The 16,634-nt window shown below is 46.9% G+C and carries 12 protein-coding genes; 5 read left to right on the forward strand and 7 right to left on the reverse strand.

Going from position 1 to position 16,634, the window contains the following annotated elements:
• Positions 1–240, forward strand: a 240-nt coding sequence (locus PN499_RS04895) for a helix-turn-helix domain-containing protein (protein WP_272030560.1), incomplete at its 5' end; no start/stop codon positions are given.
• Positions 228–1,373, forward strand: coding sequence for an RNA-guided endonuclease InsQ/TnpB family protein (locus tag PN499_RS04900; protein ID WP_272030561.1), 1,146 nt, complete (start codon positions 228–230; stop codon positions 1,371–1,373). The genes PN499_RS04895 and PN499_RS04900, both read left to right, overlap by 13 nt.
• A 27-nt stretch (positions 1,374–1,400) precedes the next feature.
• On the opposite strand, the gene modB is transcribed toward PN499_RS04900, so the two are convergent.
• Positions 1,401–3,293, reverse strand: a complete 1,893-nt coding sequence (modB, locus tag PN499_RS04905; RefSeq protein WP_272030562.1) for a molybdate ABC transporter permease subunit — start codon at positions 3,291–3,293, stop codon at positions 1,401–1,403.
• A gap of 330 nt (positions 3,294–3,623) precedes the next feature.
• Between modB and PN499_RS29560 the strand changes: the two genes are divergently transcribed.
• Positions 3,624–4,097 (forward strand): TOBE domain-containing protein, encoded by a 474-nt coding sequence (locus PN499_RS29560; RefSeq protein WP_334311657.1) that lies wholly within the window; start codon positions 3,624–3,626, stop codon positions 4,095–4,097.
• 87 nt (positions 4,098–4,184) lie between these two features.
• Here PN499_RS29560 and PN499_RS04915 read toward each other — a convergent pair whose 3' ends face one another.
• The 5 genes from PN499_RS04915 to PN499_RS04935 all read right to left on the reverse strand — a co-directional run bounded on the left by PN499_RS04915 (position 4,185) and on the right by PN499_RS04935 (position 13,968).
• The gene (locus PN499_RS04915; protein WP_272030563.1) at positions 4,185–8,870 is read right to left on the reverse strand and encodes a PAS domain S-box protein; all 4,686 of its coding nucleotides are present in this window, start codon (positions 8,868–8,870) and stop codon (positions 4,185–4,187) included.
• 421 nt (positions 8,871–9,291) lie between these two features.
• Entirely contained in the window at positions 9,292–11,841 is a 2,550-nt protein-coding gene (locus PN499_RS04920; protein WP_272030564.1) for an HD family phosphohydrolase, read from the reverse strand.
• Between the two features lie 187 nt (positions 11,842–12,028).
• On the reverse strand, positions 12,029–13,252 hold the full coding sequence (locus PN499_RS04925; RefSeq protein WP_272030565.1) for an ADP-ribosylglycohydrolase family protein: 1,224 nt from the start codon (positions 13,250–13,252) through the stop codon (positions 12,029–12,031).
• A gap of 1 nt (position 13,253) precedes the next feature.
• Positions 13,254–13,733 carry a type II 3-dehydroquinate dehydratase gene (aroQ, locus tag PN499_RS04930; protein WP_272030566.1) on the reverse strand — a complete coding sequence of 160 codons (480 nt, stop codon included), beginning with the start codon at positions 13,731–13,733 and terminating at the stop codon, positions 13,254–13,256.
• 97 nt (positions 13,734–13,830) lie between these two features.
• The gene (locus tag PN499_RS04935) at positions 13,831–13,968 is read right to left on the reverse strand and encodes a hypothetical protein (RefSeq protein ID WP_272030567.1); all 138 of its coding nucleotides are present in this window, start codon (positions 13,966–13,968) and stop codon (positions 13,831–13,833) included.
• Between the two features lie 554 nt (positions 13,969–14,522).
• On the opposite strand from PN499_RS04935, the gene PN499_RS04940 reads away from it, so the two are divergent.
• Both PN499_RS04940 and PN499_RS04945 read left to right on the forward strand, forming a co-directional pair.
• Positions 14,523–14,651 carry a hypothetical protein gene (locus tag PN499_RS04940; protein ID WP_272030569.1) on the forward strand — a complete coding sequence of 43 codons (129 nt, stop codon included), beginning with the start codon at positions 14,523–14,525 and terminating at the stop codon, positions 14,649–14,651.
• 188 nt (positions 14,652–14,839) lie between these two features.
• Positions 14,840–15,685 (forward strand): transglutaminase family protein, encoded by an 846-nt coding sequence (locus PN499_RS04945; RefSeq protein ID WP_272030570.1) that lies wholly within the window; start codon positions 14,840–14,842, stop codon positions 15,683–15,685.
• Positions 15,686–15,874: 189 nt separating this feature from the next.
• Here the strand turns inward: PN499_RS04945 and PN499_RS04950 are convergent, their stop codons facing one another.
• Positions 15,875–16,423 carry a transcriptional repressor gene (locus tag PN499_RS04950; RefSeq protein WP_007357681.1) on the reverse strand — a complete coding sequence of 183 codons (549 nt, stop codon included), beginning with the start codon at positions 16,421–16,423 and terminating at the stop codon, positions 15,875–15,877.
• Between the last annotated feature and the right edge of the window lie 211 nt (positions 16,424–16,634).

A 16,634-nucleotide genomic window follows, 5' to 3' on the forward strand; every position in this document is an offset into this window, starting at 1 on the left:
ACCTACCAGTACCAATTCTATCCCGACACCAATCAAAAGCTAACCCTCAACCAATGGCTCAGAATTTGCCGTTATTGGTATAACCGCCAGCTAGGGGATAGATTTGATTGGTGGGAAAAGAATCGCACTGCTGTTAACGCTTGTCCATTGATAACGAGCATCGCCGCTCCAGAGAGAAGCCAAATTACTACCACCAAAAACAACAACTACCAATTCTCAAAAAAGATTTGGTTAAAGTAGTCCATAGTGGTGAGTTGTTGGATTTTAAGCAAGTAGATTCAACTGTACTACAAGATGTCTCTAAGCGAGCAGACAAAGCCTTTGAGCGGTTTATTGTCGGTGACAGTAAAGGTGGAAAATCTGGTAGACCTCGATTTAAAACCGAGGCTGACTACCGCACCATGACTTTCCCAACTGCGGGTAATGATTGGATTAAATTGGTTCGCAAGAAGTGGTTTTACCTTCGATTACCCAAGTTAGGAATTATAAAAGTGCGGATGCACCGCCCAATTCCTAATGGGTTTACTGTCAAACAAGTTAGCGTTACCAGAAAAGCTGATGGTTGGTTTATTCAGTTGATTCTTGAAGACATTTCCGTTCCTGAATTTACACCAGACAAAATTATTCCAACCTGGGATAACTCAATTGGCTTGGATGCGGTTTTACACGAAGATGTCTACCTTGCCACATCTGAAGGAGAGAAAATACCCTCGTTAAAACCGCTCAGAAAAAATCAATCTAAGTTAGATCGGATTTCGACAAAGCGGAACAAACGGAAACGAGGCTCTAAGTCAAGACGGAAGTTAGCTAAAAAAGAGGCGAGACAACACCAAAAGATTGCTCGTTCTCGCAAAGACTTCCATTACAAAACTGCTCACAAGTTGGTGAGAATAGGAGCTAAGTTCTTCTTCCATGAAGACTTGAACCTCAAAGGTTTAATGAAGCGGAATAAGAGCAAGCAAGATGAGAATGGAAAGTATTTACCTAACGGTCAATCTGCTAAGTCGGGACTGAATAAGTCTTGGCAAGATGCAGCTTTTGGGCAATTTTTTACGACGCTGGACTACATAGCCGGAAAAGCTGGAGCAGCCGTCATTTCACATAAACCTGCTTACACCTCAATGGTACTCAGCTATCGGAATAAAGTAATTTTCACCGATTGTAGTATGCGAGACTATTGGGATGAGCAAAGCTCTTTGATGGTAGATCGCGATATTAATGCTGCGATCAACCTAAAAAGACTGGGGTTGGGCATTTTCCCCAGTATAAAACGCCGTAGCGGGAATCTTTCTGTAGTTGGTTCTATGGATGAAAGTACTGCGAAGGAAATCTTGCATACCCTTCATCGGGCTGCTAAGAAGCCCACATCATAGCTGTACTCAGCTTGATGTGGGAGTATGTCACTTAACCATCAAAATCAGACGCAGGGGATTTAACCGTACATACCAGGGAAAGGGATGATTCTTGATTGCTTCCCACTTCTCTTTAAAAATTTCTGCTTGTAGATGATAGTCCTGTGGGTTTTCAGGAGTAGCATTCAACTTGAGAAAAAGCGTCATGCGGTGCGGTGTTTCACTGGTTGAAGCTAACCAGCACGGAAATGTATTATCCAAATTGGCATCAGGATTGGGCATAATACTAATCTGATGGGCACGAATTCCTACATTTGCCAAACCGGCAATCATTTCCACAACTTGCAAGGTAACGCCCCAATCCAGCGCGGCGATCGCATTCGACTCGATCGCAATTGCACGAGAAAAGTTTTTGCATCCCGTCAGTTGAGCGACACGCAAGGTTTGAGGACGCTCAAAAATCTGATGTTTGGAATCAAAGGCGATCGCTTTCCCCCCCGACATTACCATCAATTTCTCACATACCCGATAAGCTTCCTCCAGATTATGGGTCACAAATAAAGTCACGCCCGAATAAGTAGATAAAGTTTCCACCAGTTGACGCTCAACTTGAGCGCGGAGATAGGTATCCAGCGCCGAAAACGGTTCATCCAGTAGTAAAACTTCCGGTTCAGTTGCCAGCGCCCTAGCTAAGGCTACCCGCTGTTGTTGCCCACCCGACAGTTGATGGGGATAGCGATCGCCTAATCCCTCTAACTGCAATAGCGCCAATTGTTGATGCACCCGTTGCGATCGCATTTCCTGCGATAAATGTTGCAAGCCAAAAGCAATATTTTGGAAAACAGTCATGTGAGGAAATAGTGCATAGTTTTGAAACACTAAACTTACTTTTCGGTGATGACTGGGGATATTAATCCCCTTTTCTGAATCAAATATAGTTTGACCATTAACAATAATTCGCCCTTGACTGGGGGTTTCTACCCCCGCAATACAACGCAGTGTCATACTCTTACCAGAACCAGACCCCCCTAGTAATCCCACAGTTTCTTGGTGAAGGCTAAAAGCGGTTTTCAAGGTAAAGTTTGCCAGTTGTTTCTCAATATCAACCAGTAGCCCTTGCTTGATAGAAAAAGGGGGTAGGGGATAGGGGCTTTGGCGCAGGGAAGAATTTTCTTTTTCTGTTACTTTAGTGCTTAATCCCCAGTCCTTAGTCCCTATTTCTTCCCTACGATACACGGGTTCATGAGCTTCTATCGCGCCAAATTGCTTACCTTGAATCTTGCCCTCATATTGTTTCTGCCACAAATTGACCGCAACGATCGCTGATAATGAGATCGTCATAATCGCGATCGCCCACAGCCAAGCCTCATTCATTGCTCCTGCTTCCACTGCAAAGTAAATTGCCATAGGAATAGTTTGAGTTTGACCGGGAATATTGCCCGCTAACATCAAAGTTGCCCCAAATTCTCCTAAAGCTCGTGCAAATGTTAGAGTGGTTCCAGCTACAATACCGGGGACAGAAAGTGGAAGCAGCACGCGCCAGAAAATCCTTACCTTGGATGCGCCCAGAGTTTGGGCAACTTGCAGCAGAGTGCGATCGACTTGTTCAAATGCTCCTAATGCAGTTTTGTACATTAGGGGAAAAGCGACAACTGTCGCCGCGATCGCGGCCGCATACCAGGTAAAAACTATTGTGAAATTAAACTGAGCCATTAACTGCCCCAAGGGGCCATTTTTGCCAAATAATAACAGCAGCAAAAAGCCGACAACTGTTGGTGGCAAAATTAACGGCGATACAAAAATGCCCTCAATAACTGACTTCCATCGCCCTCGATAATTCAATATCCAGTAAGCAATTGGAATGCCTGTAAAGAATGTAGCAATGGTGGCAAGTCCTGCGGTTTTAAGAGAAATCCATAATGGGGAGAGATCTGTAATCATGGTAGTTTCTGAGTTAGTTGTTAGTTGTTAGTTGTTAGTTGTTAGTTGTTTGTTGCATTTTTCCTCTTCCTTCTTCCTTCTTCCTTCTACTTAATTGCTGGTTATTTAGAGTTGATAGGACTTACACAGGGAGTCCCAGAAACCGGGTTTTTGAGATCGTATGTGGGTAAGAACGAAGTATTTTCGTCAAAAAACCCGGTTTCTTTGGTTGGGTGCGTAACTCCTGGTGGATCTGGTTGGCTCAGAGCGATCGCACGACCGATTTACCGCTAGAATGATATTCAACGCCCAATCATACCAACTTTATACCAACTTATTTGGTATTCTACGATGCCAAGAAAAGAGCAAGGCTGGATTACTTTCCAATCCTCGGATGAAGAGCGGCAAATTCTCGAACAGATTTGTCAGCAGACTCAACGCAGCAAAACAGAAATTTTGCGAGAAATGATTCGACAGATGGGGCAATCGTCCTCATCTGCCCCGCTTGATGTCAACTCGATAGAATTTTCTGAGGATTTAGATGAGGAAGGAGAAGAAGCGATGCCTTCGGCAAGCTTTGCTAACGATTTGATGAATACACCAGGATCGCAAGCGGTACAAATCAGTGCCCGCAACATTTTGAGGGCCAAAGTGAAACGAATTGTCAAAGGCACAGTGAATGCGGAAGTCACCCTGGCGATCGCACCCTCTGTAGAGTTGGTATCGATTGTCACTCGGACATCGGCTGACAAACTGGGTTTAAAAAAAGGGAAAGAAGTCTTCGCGGTGATTAAATCTAATAGTGTAATGATTGCGGCAGGGTGAGAGCCAGAAGTTGTAGCGATCGGCAAGTGTGGTCAAGGTAGCGATCGGATTTGCCTTGAAAAAAGAAGGTTGATTTCTCGATCGCGACTATCCCCTGAGTAAGGTGACAATCGCTGTGAGTAACTCATTCGGTTCCACAGGTTTTGATAGATGACGTTGAAACCCAGCAGCGAGAGCTTGTTTCTGATTGAAGTCTCCAGCATAAGCAGTCAGGGCGATCGCCGGAACTTGCCCACCCTGCTCTGGGGGCAAAGCTCTCACTTGCCGCATTAACATATAACCATCCATATCTGACATCCCAATATCGCTCAGGAGGATATCCGGCTGGGATTTCGTCAACGCTGCAAAGGCTTCGCCTGCTGAGGATGCGGAAATAACGCTTGCCTGAGCCTGCTCCAACAAAAACACCATAAATTCTCGCGTATCGGTATCATCATCAACCACTAAAATCTGCACGCCTTGCAAATTGAGGGATGAGTCGGAGAATCGATCCGCCTGATTTTTTGCCAGACTAATCGGCATCAGCGGCAATCTCACCGTAAAAGTGGCTCCTAGCCCTTCACTGGGGCTGTCTGCCTCAACTGTACCGCCATGTAATTCCACCAGATGACGCACGATCGCTAATCCTAATCCCAAGCCGCCAAAATTGCGAGTTGTGGCACTATCAGCTTGACGGAAGTAGTCGAAGACGTAGGGCAAAAACTCCTGTGCAATACCCTTGCCGTTGTCGCGGATGGTGATTTGAGCGTAGCTTTTTGAGCGTAGCTTTTTGAGTGTTGAGTTGTGAGTTGAATTTTCCAACTGAGAATTCACAATTGCAAACTCATAACTTTCTAATCGCACCTCTACTCGACCGCCTGCGGGAGTAAATTTAACGGCATTGGAAAGTAGGTTCCACACGACTTGCTGCAAGCGAGTGGCATCCCCAGAAACAGAGCTGACGTTTGGATCGAGGTAAGCCTCGATCTCAATCGATTTGGCCTCTGCTGCCAACCGCACGATTTCGATCGCCCCGCGAATTGTCGAGTTCAAGTTGACCGGACTAACCGTCAAGCTAAGCTTACCTTGCAAAATCCGGGAGACATCGAGCAAATCTTCAATCAGTTTAGATTGCAGCATGGCATTGCGTTCGATGGTTGCCAAGGCCTGTGCCGTCTTCGCTTCATCTAGCTTGCGGTTTTGGAGCAACCTTGACCAGCCTAAAATTGGATTGAGGGGCGATCGCAACTCGTGGGAGAGAACAGCTAAAAACTCATCTTTAATGCGGTTGGCATTTTCGGCAACTTCCCGTGCAGCCTGTTCGCGTTGCAGGAGTTGTTCGCGTTCAGCTTCGATGCGCTGGCGATCGGTTACATTTCGGAAGTAGACAGTGATTCCGTCTGCGGCAGGATAGGCTTGGACTTCGTACCAGCGGTTGTGGTCAGGATAGAACGAGATGAACGAAGAAGCAACTCGCTCGCTGGCGGCTTGACGATAGGCTCGCTCAAATTCCATGCCGACGATGCCGGGATATTCTTCCCAGATTGACTTTCCTAATAGATCGCCCGGAGTACGATCGAGCAAGCGTTCTCCCTGCCGATTCACGTAGGTAAACCGCCAATCTTGGTCGAGCGCGAAGAATCCGTCGGTAATACTATCCAAGATATTCCGGCTCTGCTCCTCGCTTGCCTGCAAAGCTTTTTGGGCTACGATGCGCTCAATTTCGATGAGCTTGCGATCGCTGATATCTTTAAAGACGATCGCAACTTTTCGCTCCTCTGGTTGTCCGGTGCGGCAGGCATAAACGTCGAACCAACGATTCATTACCTCGGAACCACTCTCAAAACGAACAGATTCACCTGTCAGTGTGACTTGGCCGTAAATTTTAATCCAGTGGTCTTCAATATCGGGAAGTAACTGACGCGCCGTTTTACCGACTGCTTCTCGAAGTCCGGTTTGCTCCTCAAAGACGGGATTGATTTCCAAAAAGCGGTAGTCAATGGGCGTTTCATTGGCATCAAAGATTACTTCGATGACGCAAAAGCCTTCATCGATCGATTCAAACAGCGTTCGATAGCGTTCCTCCGAGCGACGTAAGGCAGACTCGGCTTGTTTGCGATCGTCAATGTCAATCACCGAGCCAATATAGCCTTTAAACTCACCATCTGCCCCAAACCAGGGGTTCGCCATATCGATCGCCCAAATATACTCACCGTCTTTACGGCGCAAGCGATACTCCACTCGGAAGACACCCTGGCGCTGATTCGCTGCTAGGAAGGTTTGCTCGGTATACTCGCGATCGTCTGGATGGGTCATGTTCAACCAGCCAAATCCTAAACCCGTTTCTTGGGTTTGTCCTGTAAAGTCGTACCAGCTTTGGCTGAGATAGTGGCAGTAGCCCGTAGAGTCTGTCACCCAGACCATAAATGGGGCATTGTCTGCCATGTTGCGGAATTTCTCTTCACTCTCTCGCAATGCGGCTTCTACCTGTTTGCGATCGGTAATGTCTCGCGTCACGCCTGCCACCGCTTCTACCGCGCCGTTGGCGTTGAAAAGGGGGACGAAAATGTATTCGTAGGCATGGGTTCCAAATGCGCTCGTGTAGGGCGTTTCGTCCTTGAGCGGTTGGCGCGTCTCTATGACTTGCTGAATCTGATCTTGAAGTCGGGTCGCTAAATCCGCTGGGTAATCGAGCTCAAAAAAGTTTTTTCCCACAGCTTCGGCTGAAGTTTTCTGCCAGAGATTGAGCAACGCTGGATTGATGTAGGTGAAACGTCCCGATAAATCGAAGGTGTAAATAAAATCTAGGACAGAAGAGGCGATCGCGTCGAATTTTCGCAGTTGTCGTTCGAGTTCGCTGGAGAGTTGCCGCAAAACCGCTTCTGCTTGTTTGCTGTCGTCAATATCCACTGAAGCACCGATCCAATGTGCGATCTCACCGTTGGCATCGCGCCAGGGAGTAGCTTCATTCAAAAACCAGCGAAACTGATTGTCATGCCGCCGCAGGCGATGTTCGGAACGGATGTTGGTGCCTGTTGCGATCGCGCTAGCAATCTCTTGAACCACACGATCGCGATCGTCAGGATGATGCACATTTTCCGCCCAGTTTTCGCGCTTCAATTCATTGAACGGCTTGCCAAAGTAATCCAAAAAGCTCTGATTCAGGAAGATGAGTTCCCCCGCCGCGTCTAACATCCAGACGTGATGGGTGGAAAGTTCCGTGAGCGTGCGGTATTTTGCTTCAGATTCGCGCAGAGCAAGGTTAGAGCGATCGCGCTCTAGCACGATACTGGCGATTTGAGTGCCAAAGTCAGCGAGTCGGTATTCCCAATCGGTGGGCATTCGTGCCTCACCCAAGCAAAGCATTAAAGACCCCAGTGGCAGGCGATCTACGTCTTGGATGGGCATGGAGTGACAAGCAAGCACGCCGTGAGCTACACATAAGTCTTGCCATTCCTGCGACCAGCGATCGTCGCGGGCAATGTCTGCACAGGTGACAGGCTGATTGCAATATACTGCCTCGCCGCACGTCCCAATGGCAAGTTCATTAATCGGCGCATCTTTGAGTCCTTGACCGAACGAGGGTGGCAAGTCTGGGGCAATTAAGCGGGAAAAGGTTTTTCGTTGGGCATCGGTTAGCAGGACGCAGGCGCGGACATGGGGGTTCAGCTTAGCCATCGAGGCGCACAAAGCTGAGAAACATTCCTCTAGGGGTTGCCCGGATACCGTCAACTCCAGCAGTCGTTTTTGCTCGACTAGCACGAGTTCGGCTTGTTTGCGATCGCTAATGTCTCGAAAATAAATACTTAGACCTGTTGGAGCGGGATAAGCGTGAATCTCTAACCAGATCATCAGGGGTTCGTAGAGAACCTCAAACTGAGCCGCTACTTGGTCTGCCACAACTTGGCGATAAGTCTGTTCAACGATCGTGCCGACTGACCAAGGCCATATTTCCCAGTGCGTTTTACCAATCATTTCTGACTGTTGCAGGTTATTTATCCTAGCAACTTCCTGGTTGGCGTAAGTAATACGCCACTCCCTATCCAAAGATATAAAGGCATCAGTAATGCTTTCGAGAATATCGACTGCCCGTGAGGCCGCCTCGTCTAAAGCTTGACGGGTTGCTTCAATTTCTAGCTTCGCGGCTTGCTCCCGTTCCCAGGCTAACTCAGCTCTCTGGCACCGATCTATACTCTGCAAAGCAGCAGCAGTAAAGCCTGCGAGACTGGTCATTAATCGTAGGTCTTCCCGGTCGAACTCTCGCTGCTCGTTGTGAGAAATAATCCAAATTGCACCTAGCGATCGATCTTTCACGCCAAGCGGAAACAGCAATGCCTCAAAGATAGGAAATTGAGGATGATGCAGGTAGGGGAAATAAAGTTCAGGACGCGCATAAAGTTGCGGCTCTCCGCACTGAATCGTTCTACCACAAGGACTAAAGTTGCTGGGTATGGTCGTTTTTTCCCAAGATTCTAATGAACCTGCGATCGCTACCCAGCGAAAGACGGAGGTGCTATCTGCTAATGTCTCCAACAGGCTGACCCCAGCAGTGTCGCAAGCACAAATATCCTTGGCAATCCGAACCAAGGTTTTGAGCAGGGACTGCGGCTCGTCGGTCAGTTCTTGAGTAAGAGCTATAAGGGCTTGATTTTCAGCCGCTAAGTCCGGCTCTCTTGCTGCACGATCTGCCAGTGCTGCTGTAATCAGGACATCTGCCTCAGTAATTGCCTTTTGGCTGCTTTGAGGTAAACCACGCCCTGAAGGTACAGAGTCACTGTGGAGGCTAGCAGTCATAAAGTCTTAGTCCTCGGTTAGGGGCTAGGGAGAAGAGAGGGAATTTCTGGTTAGGTGCTAGGGAAAGAAGGGGCGATGAACTTAATCAAGGGCTGACGGCTCGACTGAGCGTCGCCGAACCTCCGAACTGTTCCAGAAACCCAGAAGTCTTAATGGTCTTGGGCGTTGCGATCGCTTTACCGCAATCGCCTATCTGCATCCCGCAAACAGCCATGCGATCGCACTGGTGTTTGTTATATTATTACCTACACCATAATTTAAATTGCTCATATCTCCCTCATCAATTGTGTGCAGCTACATTGAGTAAACAATGTGAGTTTAGAAGAGAGAGCTTCGCACATCGCCAAACGATCGCAGTGGCGTTATTAGAGGATTGGCGAAAACTCATCTCTACCATATTTTAGCTTTCCTATTTCTGAGCTTATCTGGGAGTCAAAACCGCTTTCGGATAAGCAATCCGCTTATGATTAAACTGTTCCCAAACCCGCACAAAAATTTCCGCGACTTCCGCTAAATCTTCTCGCGTCAACCCCGAATCAATCAACTGATTATCTTGCCATCTAGCCCTCATCATCTTATTAACCATGCTCAAAGCTTCCTCATGAGTGGCATCTTTAAGCGATCGCAAAGCCGCCTCACAAGAATCTGCTAACATCACAATTCCTGTTTCTCGCGACTGAGGTATGGGCCCATCGTAACGAAAATCTTCCTCTCTCAAGACTCGATTTGAAACTTTTAATTTTGTATTCGCATATTCCTTCCCATTCGCAATTCTTTCTTGTTCGGCAACAATTTGCTGTGCTTGGTGGTAGAAATAAGCAATTAACATTGTCCCTTGATGTTCCGGGATGAAGGCCTGAATTGCCTTGGGTAATCGATATTTCTTGGCCATCGCCAACCCTTCAGTAACGTGCTTTTTAATAATCTCTGCACTCACCCAAGGGTCATTAATTTGATCGTGCTTATTCGGGCCGCTCATCTGATTTTCACAGAATCCCATAGGATCGTGCATTTTGCCGATATCGTGGTACAATGTGCCAGTCCTCACCAGTTCCACATTGCAACCGAGCGATCGCGCCGCAGCTTCAGCCAAGCTAGCCACAAATAAAGTGTGCTGAAACGTCCCTGGTGCTTCCGCAGCCAACCTTTTTAGCAGGGGACGGTTGGGGTTAGCCAATTCCGCTAAACGAATCGGCGTGATCAAATCAAACAAATGTTCTAAATACGGACTTAGACCGAGAGCGATAATACTCCAAGCCACCCCGCCCAGACTTTGCAAAATCACTGTACTGACTAACGCATACCAAATCGAGCCAGCAGTGGCGCTTCCAATCAGAGTAAACAACAGGTAAACCATGCCCTGAGTTACCCCTACCCCCACCCCTAACAGAGCTAGTTCCTCGCGCGATCGCAGTCGCCCAGCCATAAGCGCACCCAGCAAGCCTCCGGCTGCACTTGCCAACAAATGAATCCCGTCAATTTCTAAGCCAATCGGCAATACTGCCGAAAGCAGGCCCACCACTGTTACTCCCACAGCCGAACCGTAAAAGCTACCCGCCAGAATCCCAATCGCGGGTAAACTCGTCCAAGGAATGCCCACAGTCAACAGCACTGGCGTACTCAGCGTCAACAGCAACAACAGCAAATGATCTCTGCGCCGTAGGCGATAGTACCTCTCCACCAACAGCACAACTCCAATTGCGCCGCTAACTAGGCAGACAAACCCCGTTAACCCTACCCAATTTACTTCCCGACGGCTCAAACTAAAGTGGTCTAGCAACACGAAATCGGACAGGGTGATTTCCTCGCCTTCTTTAACAATAATCTCGCCCTCTTCCACAGTTGCCATTACCGGTTTGACCTTTTGAGCGGCAAGTTCGGCTAGCTGTTTGGTTGCTTCTATATCCCTAACCAGATTTGGCTGCAAAATTGCCCCTAAGCTCTTCACCGCTAAAGGTTGAGTTTCCGTCGGCATGACATCCATTACTTGTTGTCTGACGGCTTCCTTTAAGAGATCTTTAGGCAGTCCCGGCGGAATGCCTTGAGCCAGCATCCGGCTGGCTGTACGGTTAATTCCGGTTTGCGTTTGCAACCAAGCTGTATCGGATAACTCCAATAAAGAGGAATCATAGATCTCTCCCAGTGCTGAAACGGATTGCTTGGAGAGTTCCTCTAAGGCGTTGAAATAACCTTTGCGAGCCTGGGAGATATTTTCTGTGAGTCTGTTAAAATCTTCCTGTGATACTACCAAACGGTAAGCTTCAAGTTCTGCAACTGCTTGCTCTACAGATTTATTGACGATCTGCTTTGCGGCTGGGAATTGTTCTTGAGTTGACTCTGTATTCCCGATTTTTTCGTCATCGAGTTCTGCCAGTACAGCTCGCCATTCCCACTCTTGGCACTGCCTTAAGTAACTCTGCACAGTAGTAGAGAGTACTTCTATGCTCACAAAAGGAAATGGCCCTGCGAGCTGTCGTAGTTCGTTACCCCGTGCCAGAAATTTTTGAATTTCCTGATAGATGTGGCGATCGGCACTAGGGTCGATGGCTAGCACTGGTACTGCACCCGTGCGGGCTTCTTTGCGCTGCTCTTCGGTGGTTTTGCGATCGGGGATACTAGCACTAGCTGGAGCTTTGATTGTCTGGGGAGCTTTAGTTCCCACATCCAATTTCGGCTGATTGTAAAAGCGATGTCCCATTGTCCCCGTCAGAGACACCACAGCTACTACTAGCAGCCAAGGCGAGCGCGCTCTACCTTTAGGACAGGATTTTAAGGTTTGACCCCTAGAAGGAGCGACAGTCTCAACAAGCGTCGGTGAGAGGGGCAAGGGAGATAGTAGATGCTGGTGGTTTTGTGCAGTATGTGCTAAACCGCCATTAGTAGTTTGTGTGTTAGCGCTGTGTTTGCTTACCCTGCGGACAGCGTTTAGCTGCTCAATAAAGCTAGCAGCAAGAGAGTGGAGCGTATTCATTTATATCAAAGCTACATCGAAGTTATTTAGCAGCCCTGTCAGATATTTTGCCTGACTCTGGATACTGATTAGTGCCTAGTTCTAAGTTTTTTATCTCTTAAAACTAGACTCGGTGAGGCGGAGACAGTTAGCGATCGCTATTCACACCGAATTTCTTTCACTCCTGAATCTAAAAATCTCAAAAACTCTAAATTCTATGAGGTCTAATCACATAAGGTGCTGCCACAACAGGAGGTTGTGGTGATGCGCTATAGACTGAGCTGTGGTAGACTCCAGACCAAACAGCCAAGAGGTTAGCTGCTAATTCCATAATTTCCCCTATACTTACCGTACCCCAAATTAAAGGCGATCGATCGGAACTCTCACGCCCTTGAGAATTTGTTGCTAATCCGACTCGCCATTCTACAGGAATGCCGACAGCGCTATTATAAGCTCCCGACAGGGCCCCCACCAAACTGCAAGTGAGTTGGGGTTCTACCCCCATTCGCGCTGCGCGGATAACTGCTAGGCGCAAATTTTCTGGGGTACTCAGAAAGCAGTAAAATGCTAAGGCAATCGGCAGAAAAAATGAAGGACTGACAAACTTGGCCTCTAAGCTTCCCTCTGTTACCTCTTGCCTCTGTGCATCGACTGCACTTTTACAAAGCTGAGTCTGAGCTGCCTCTAAACTAGCATTCTGCTCTAACAATACCTGTACTTTTAGCAGTAAAGTTGCTAACGGTGTATCTACCCCCAGATAGGTAAGGGTTTCGGGAATTAATACGGAGGGGTGGAGTTTTTCTTTAAGCGCACGCGCAATCGCGTACCCTACGCTTACAGTGCCTACTGCTACATCTTGTTCAATTTGGCTGGGTGCTTGCCAAACCCCAGCTACTTGTTCTAGCTTTTCTCGTAGTTTAGCTTTATTTTCATGAAAAAACATCGCTACTGGTAAAGTAGCAACTGCTGCTGCTGAAGGCTGAAGGATCAAAGATGAAGGGTGAAGGGCTAAGGGTGAAGTAAAATTTTTTCTAGGTAATATGTCTGGTGCCGATCTGCCAGCCTTTGGATCGTCTGCTGAAGAGTTAACTTTTGTGAATTCTGAGTTAGAAACTCCAACCCAAATATCTCTCCAGTCTTTTAAATCTAAACCTCTCATCTGTATCAAGCTTTTACCCCAGAGGTAAGCAAGATAAGCGCTGCTAGCAGATGCTCTATTGTTAAGCTGGAAGTCACGGTTGAGCGAGTTTATTTCACCTCGTGCCGCACCCAGCCGGAAATTTGGCAATTTTATCTTGTTTGAACTGCGGTTAAAACCTTCATTCCGATCGCTACAACTTGATAGTTGCCTTTGGTATTCAATGCCTAATAATTCCCCTAATGCTGCACCTAGTAGCACACCTTGAAACTTACTTAACAGGGAGTAACGCATTTCAGTTAGCCCTCTTGTTCCCTTCTTCCCTAGCCCCTAGCCCCTGGCTTTTCAAGTGGTGAACCAAAGCTTGTAACCCCAAACGGTAACTATCCGCGCCAAAACCGCTGATTTGACCAATCGCCACCGCCGCAATAAAGGAATGGTGTCTAAAAAGCTCGCGGCGGTAAATGTTACTCAGATGAACTTCTACCGCAGGAACATTAACGGCAGCGATCGCGTCTCGGATGGCTACGCTGGTATGGGTATAAGCTCCAGCATTAATCAGCAGACCTTGGTGTTGCCCTAGCATTGACTGAATTGCATCCACCAAAACGCCTTCATGATTGGACTGCTGGATAGAAATTTTGACCTGGAGGGCTTGCGCTTCTTCCTCTAACAACTGGTTGATGTCATCTAAAGTTGCACTGCCATAAACTCCAGGTTCTCGCTGACCCAATAGATTGAGATTGGGGCCGTGCAACACCAGGATATTTAACAATTCCAACAATTCCAGCGAAATTAATTTTTATTTCTGATTTTTGATTTGGGATGTCACAGAGAGCTGAATCCTTTTGCCAATCTCAAATCCACTGCGGTTATCTGGGACGCTTTGGTTCGTTGACTGGAATGGGAATAAGTTCGGGTTCTGGTTGAGTGTCTGGGCCCAGCAGAGCTTCTATGAGCTTGCGAATCCATTCCGTGATTTCTTCCAGTACCTTTTCAATTTCCTCCATTGAACAGATAGCTCCTTTTTTTCAGGCTAATTTGCTGGACTAACGGCTAAATTTCTGAATTCAGGCAAGCAAAAAGTTGAAACCAACCGTCGAGCTTGTCTTCTCTGGGTACTTTGCTGTGGGCAACGGAGAGAAATCAGTTGATTTACCAATCAGTCTTATTATTTAATAATAACGAATGTTTACAAATAATCAAGAGGTTAAGGAAAAGGAGTTTGGAGTTTTGAGTGGGAAATTGCCCCAATCCCCGATCTCCCTCTTCCCATGTTGTCGGTTGCGATGTAAAGTGGTCTGTCCGTTAGAAGGGGCGATCGCGCGATCCCTCAGATCTCCCTAACCCTTGTGTTAGCACAATGGATTAGTGCTGGGAGAGATAAGGGAGATGAGGGAGATGGACTGGGTAATTTACTGAAACGCCGCTAGCAATTCCTTAAATATCAGCTTCACCAACCGGGCGATCGCGCCTAACAAGCTAAAGCCTCCAATCTGACATAATTTGACCGCGCCGCTAGCATCGCCCCTTGAGGGGGTGGGAGTCTCAACTCTCTAATCTTATGCGGGTTGGCAGTCTTACTCGGTTTAATTGGCTCATCTTTAGCAATCTTGTCAGAGCATCCCCAGTAATGACTCAGGCGATCGCCCCGATTGGGAAAGCTAGGGGCGATCGCAAACAAAGTCCTTGAGATTATAAGCTAGTTAGTTAAGCAACTCAGAGTAAAGCTGGGTTTGGTCACGATTACTATGAAAAACTAAGAATCATGGTAGTTTATTAAACATCTCCCGAAATTAGATTGTTGTTCAGAGAGAGTAATACTTTGAGATTCTTTTGAGAGAGCTATATTTATGTGTACTAACAACTAACAACTACTAAATGCTCTACAAAATTGTTCATCTCACTACTTATAGTTACAGCAGATTTGTTGATCTAGAGCCTCATACAGTTAGGTTGCGAGCCCGCTCTTGCGGTTTTCAGTCCCTACGGGCTTTTTCCTTAGAAGTAACTCCCGAAGCAGCCGGAGTTTCTGAGGTGCTAGATTGGGAAGGAAATAATACTATGAAGCTGTGGTTTACACAGCCTACAAACCAACTCAGTATTAAAATTACCTCTGAAGTCGAAACCCACTGTACAAATCCCTTTAATTACCTCGTAGAGCCTTGGGCAATGCAGTTGCCAATTACAGATTATCCAGCACCAGTGCTGGCTCAGCTTGCGCCATATTTACAACCTATTACTAGCCCCGTAATAATGGAGTTAGCACAAGAGATTTGGCAAGCAACAAATGGTCAAACTGTTAACTTTCTCAGCGAACTTAACCAGCGAATTTATCAAAATTGCGAGCAGACAGTTAGGGAAACTGGCGATCCGTTTCCGGCCGGAATTACCTGGAATCAAAAGTTAGGTTCCTGCCGCGATATGGCAATTATTTTTATCGAAGCTTGTCGCGCTTTTGGGCTAGCTGCAAGATTTGTCAGCGGCTATCAGGAAGGAGTTCCTGAACAAGAAGAACGGCATCTCCATGCTTGGGCAGAAGTATATTTACCGGGTGCTGGTTGGTTGGGATATGACCCTACACAGGGTTTGGTAGTTAGCGATCGCCATATTGTCCTAGCTGCTAGTGCCATCCCTCGCTACGCCGCCCCTATTTCTGGCAACTTTAGAGGTGCTGGTGTTACATCGGATATTCAATACACTTTGTCCATTCAAATTATCAGTTAAATTCCCCCTCAGTTCAACAACTTTTGGGTTTTTTGGAGTTAAAAATGATAACAGGACTTACGCAATCGAAATAAAAATCAAGAGTGACAATTGCTTGATTGGATTGGCAATAACACAATTATATTGCTTTTGCGTAAGTCCTCACTAACGATCGCAATGCTTGTTCATCCCAAATTTCAAGAGCGGGTTTTATTCCTCATCTAAGTGTGACGTATCTAAGTGAGCTATATCTGTGTGTCCTGCATCTGCGATCGCCTTTGGACATGACCAATTACTCGAAAGCAAAGATGGCCATCCCATCCGCAACGCCTCATGACAAACTGTATGAATTGTTAACTGACAGTCCAATAAATGCAAACCGGACTTTTCAGACTGCTTCATGCCAATTTTTAAGATCGAGTCATTGGTGAACTCAATAGTCTTGTTACACTGAACGCAGACAAGGTGATGGTGGTGGTGCGGGTAAGGCTGATTGATTTCATAATGTTTGTGACCTTCTGCCAGTTCCAGTTCTCGCAGCAAACCCATCCTTGCCATTAACTTCAGAGTTCGGTAAATAGTGGACAGACTGATCCGTTCCCCTCGATTTTGTAGCACATTGTAAAGATCCTCCGCACTCAGGTGATTGCCCTTTGGCAAATTTTGAAAGACGTGCAAAATAGTCTCCCGCTGAGGAGTCATCCGCCAGCCCTTATCGTTGAGTTCGGATTTAAATGATGTCGCTGTGTAAAGTACCATAGTCAGCTTTTCAAAAAAGTCTTCCTATTGACAATCATACACAAGAATTCTATATTTTTTCAATATGGTGAGTTATTGAGAATCAATAGCAAGTAATGTGAGTTCGATGGAGTGCGATGTCTTCGGCTGGCTACGCCTACGCGAAGAAACAAACTCAGGACTTACGCGTAACGCCGCCAACAGGCGCGGTATCTTTACCGCGCCTGTTGGC

This window comes from Kamptonema animale CS-326 (genome assembly GCF_028330895.1).
GTDB classification, from domain to species: Bacteria; Cyanobacteriota; Cyanobacteriia; order Cyanobacteriales; family Microcoleaceae; genus Kamptonema; species Kamptonema formosum.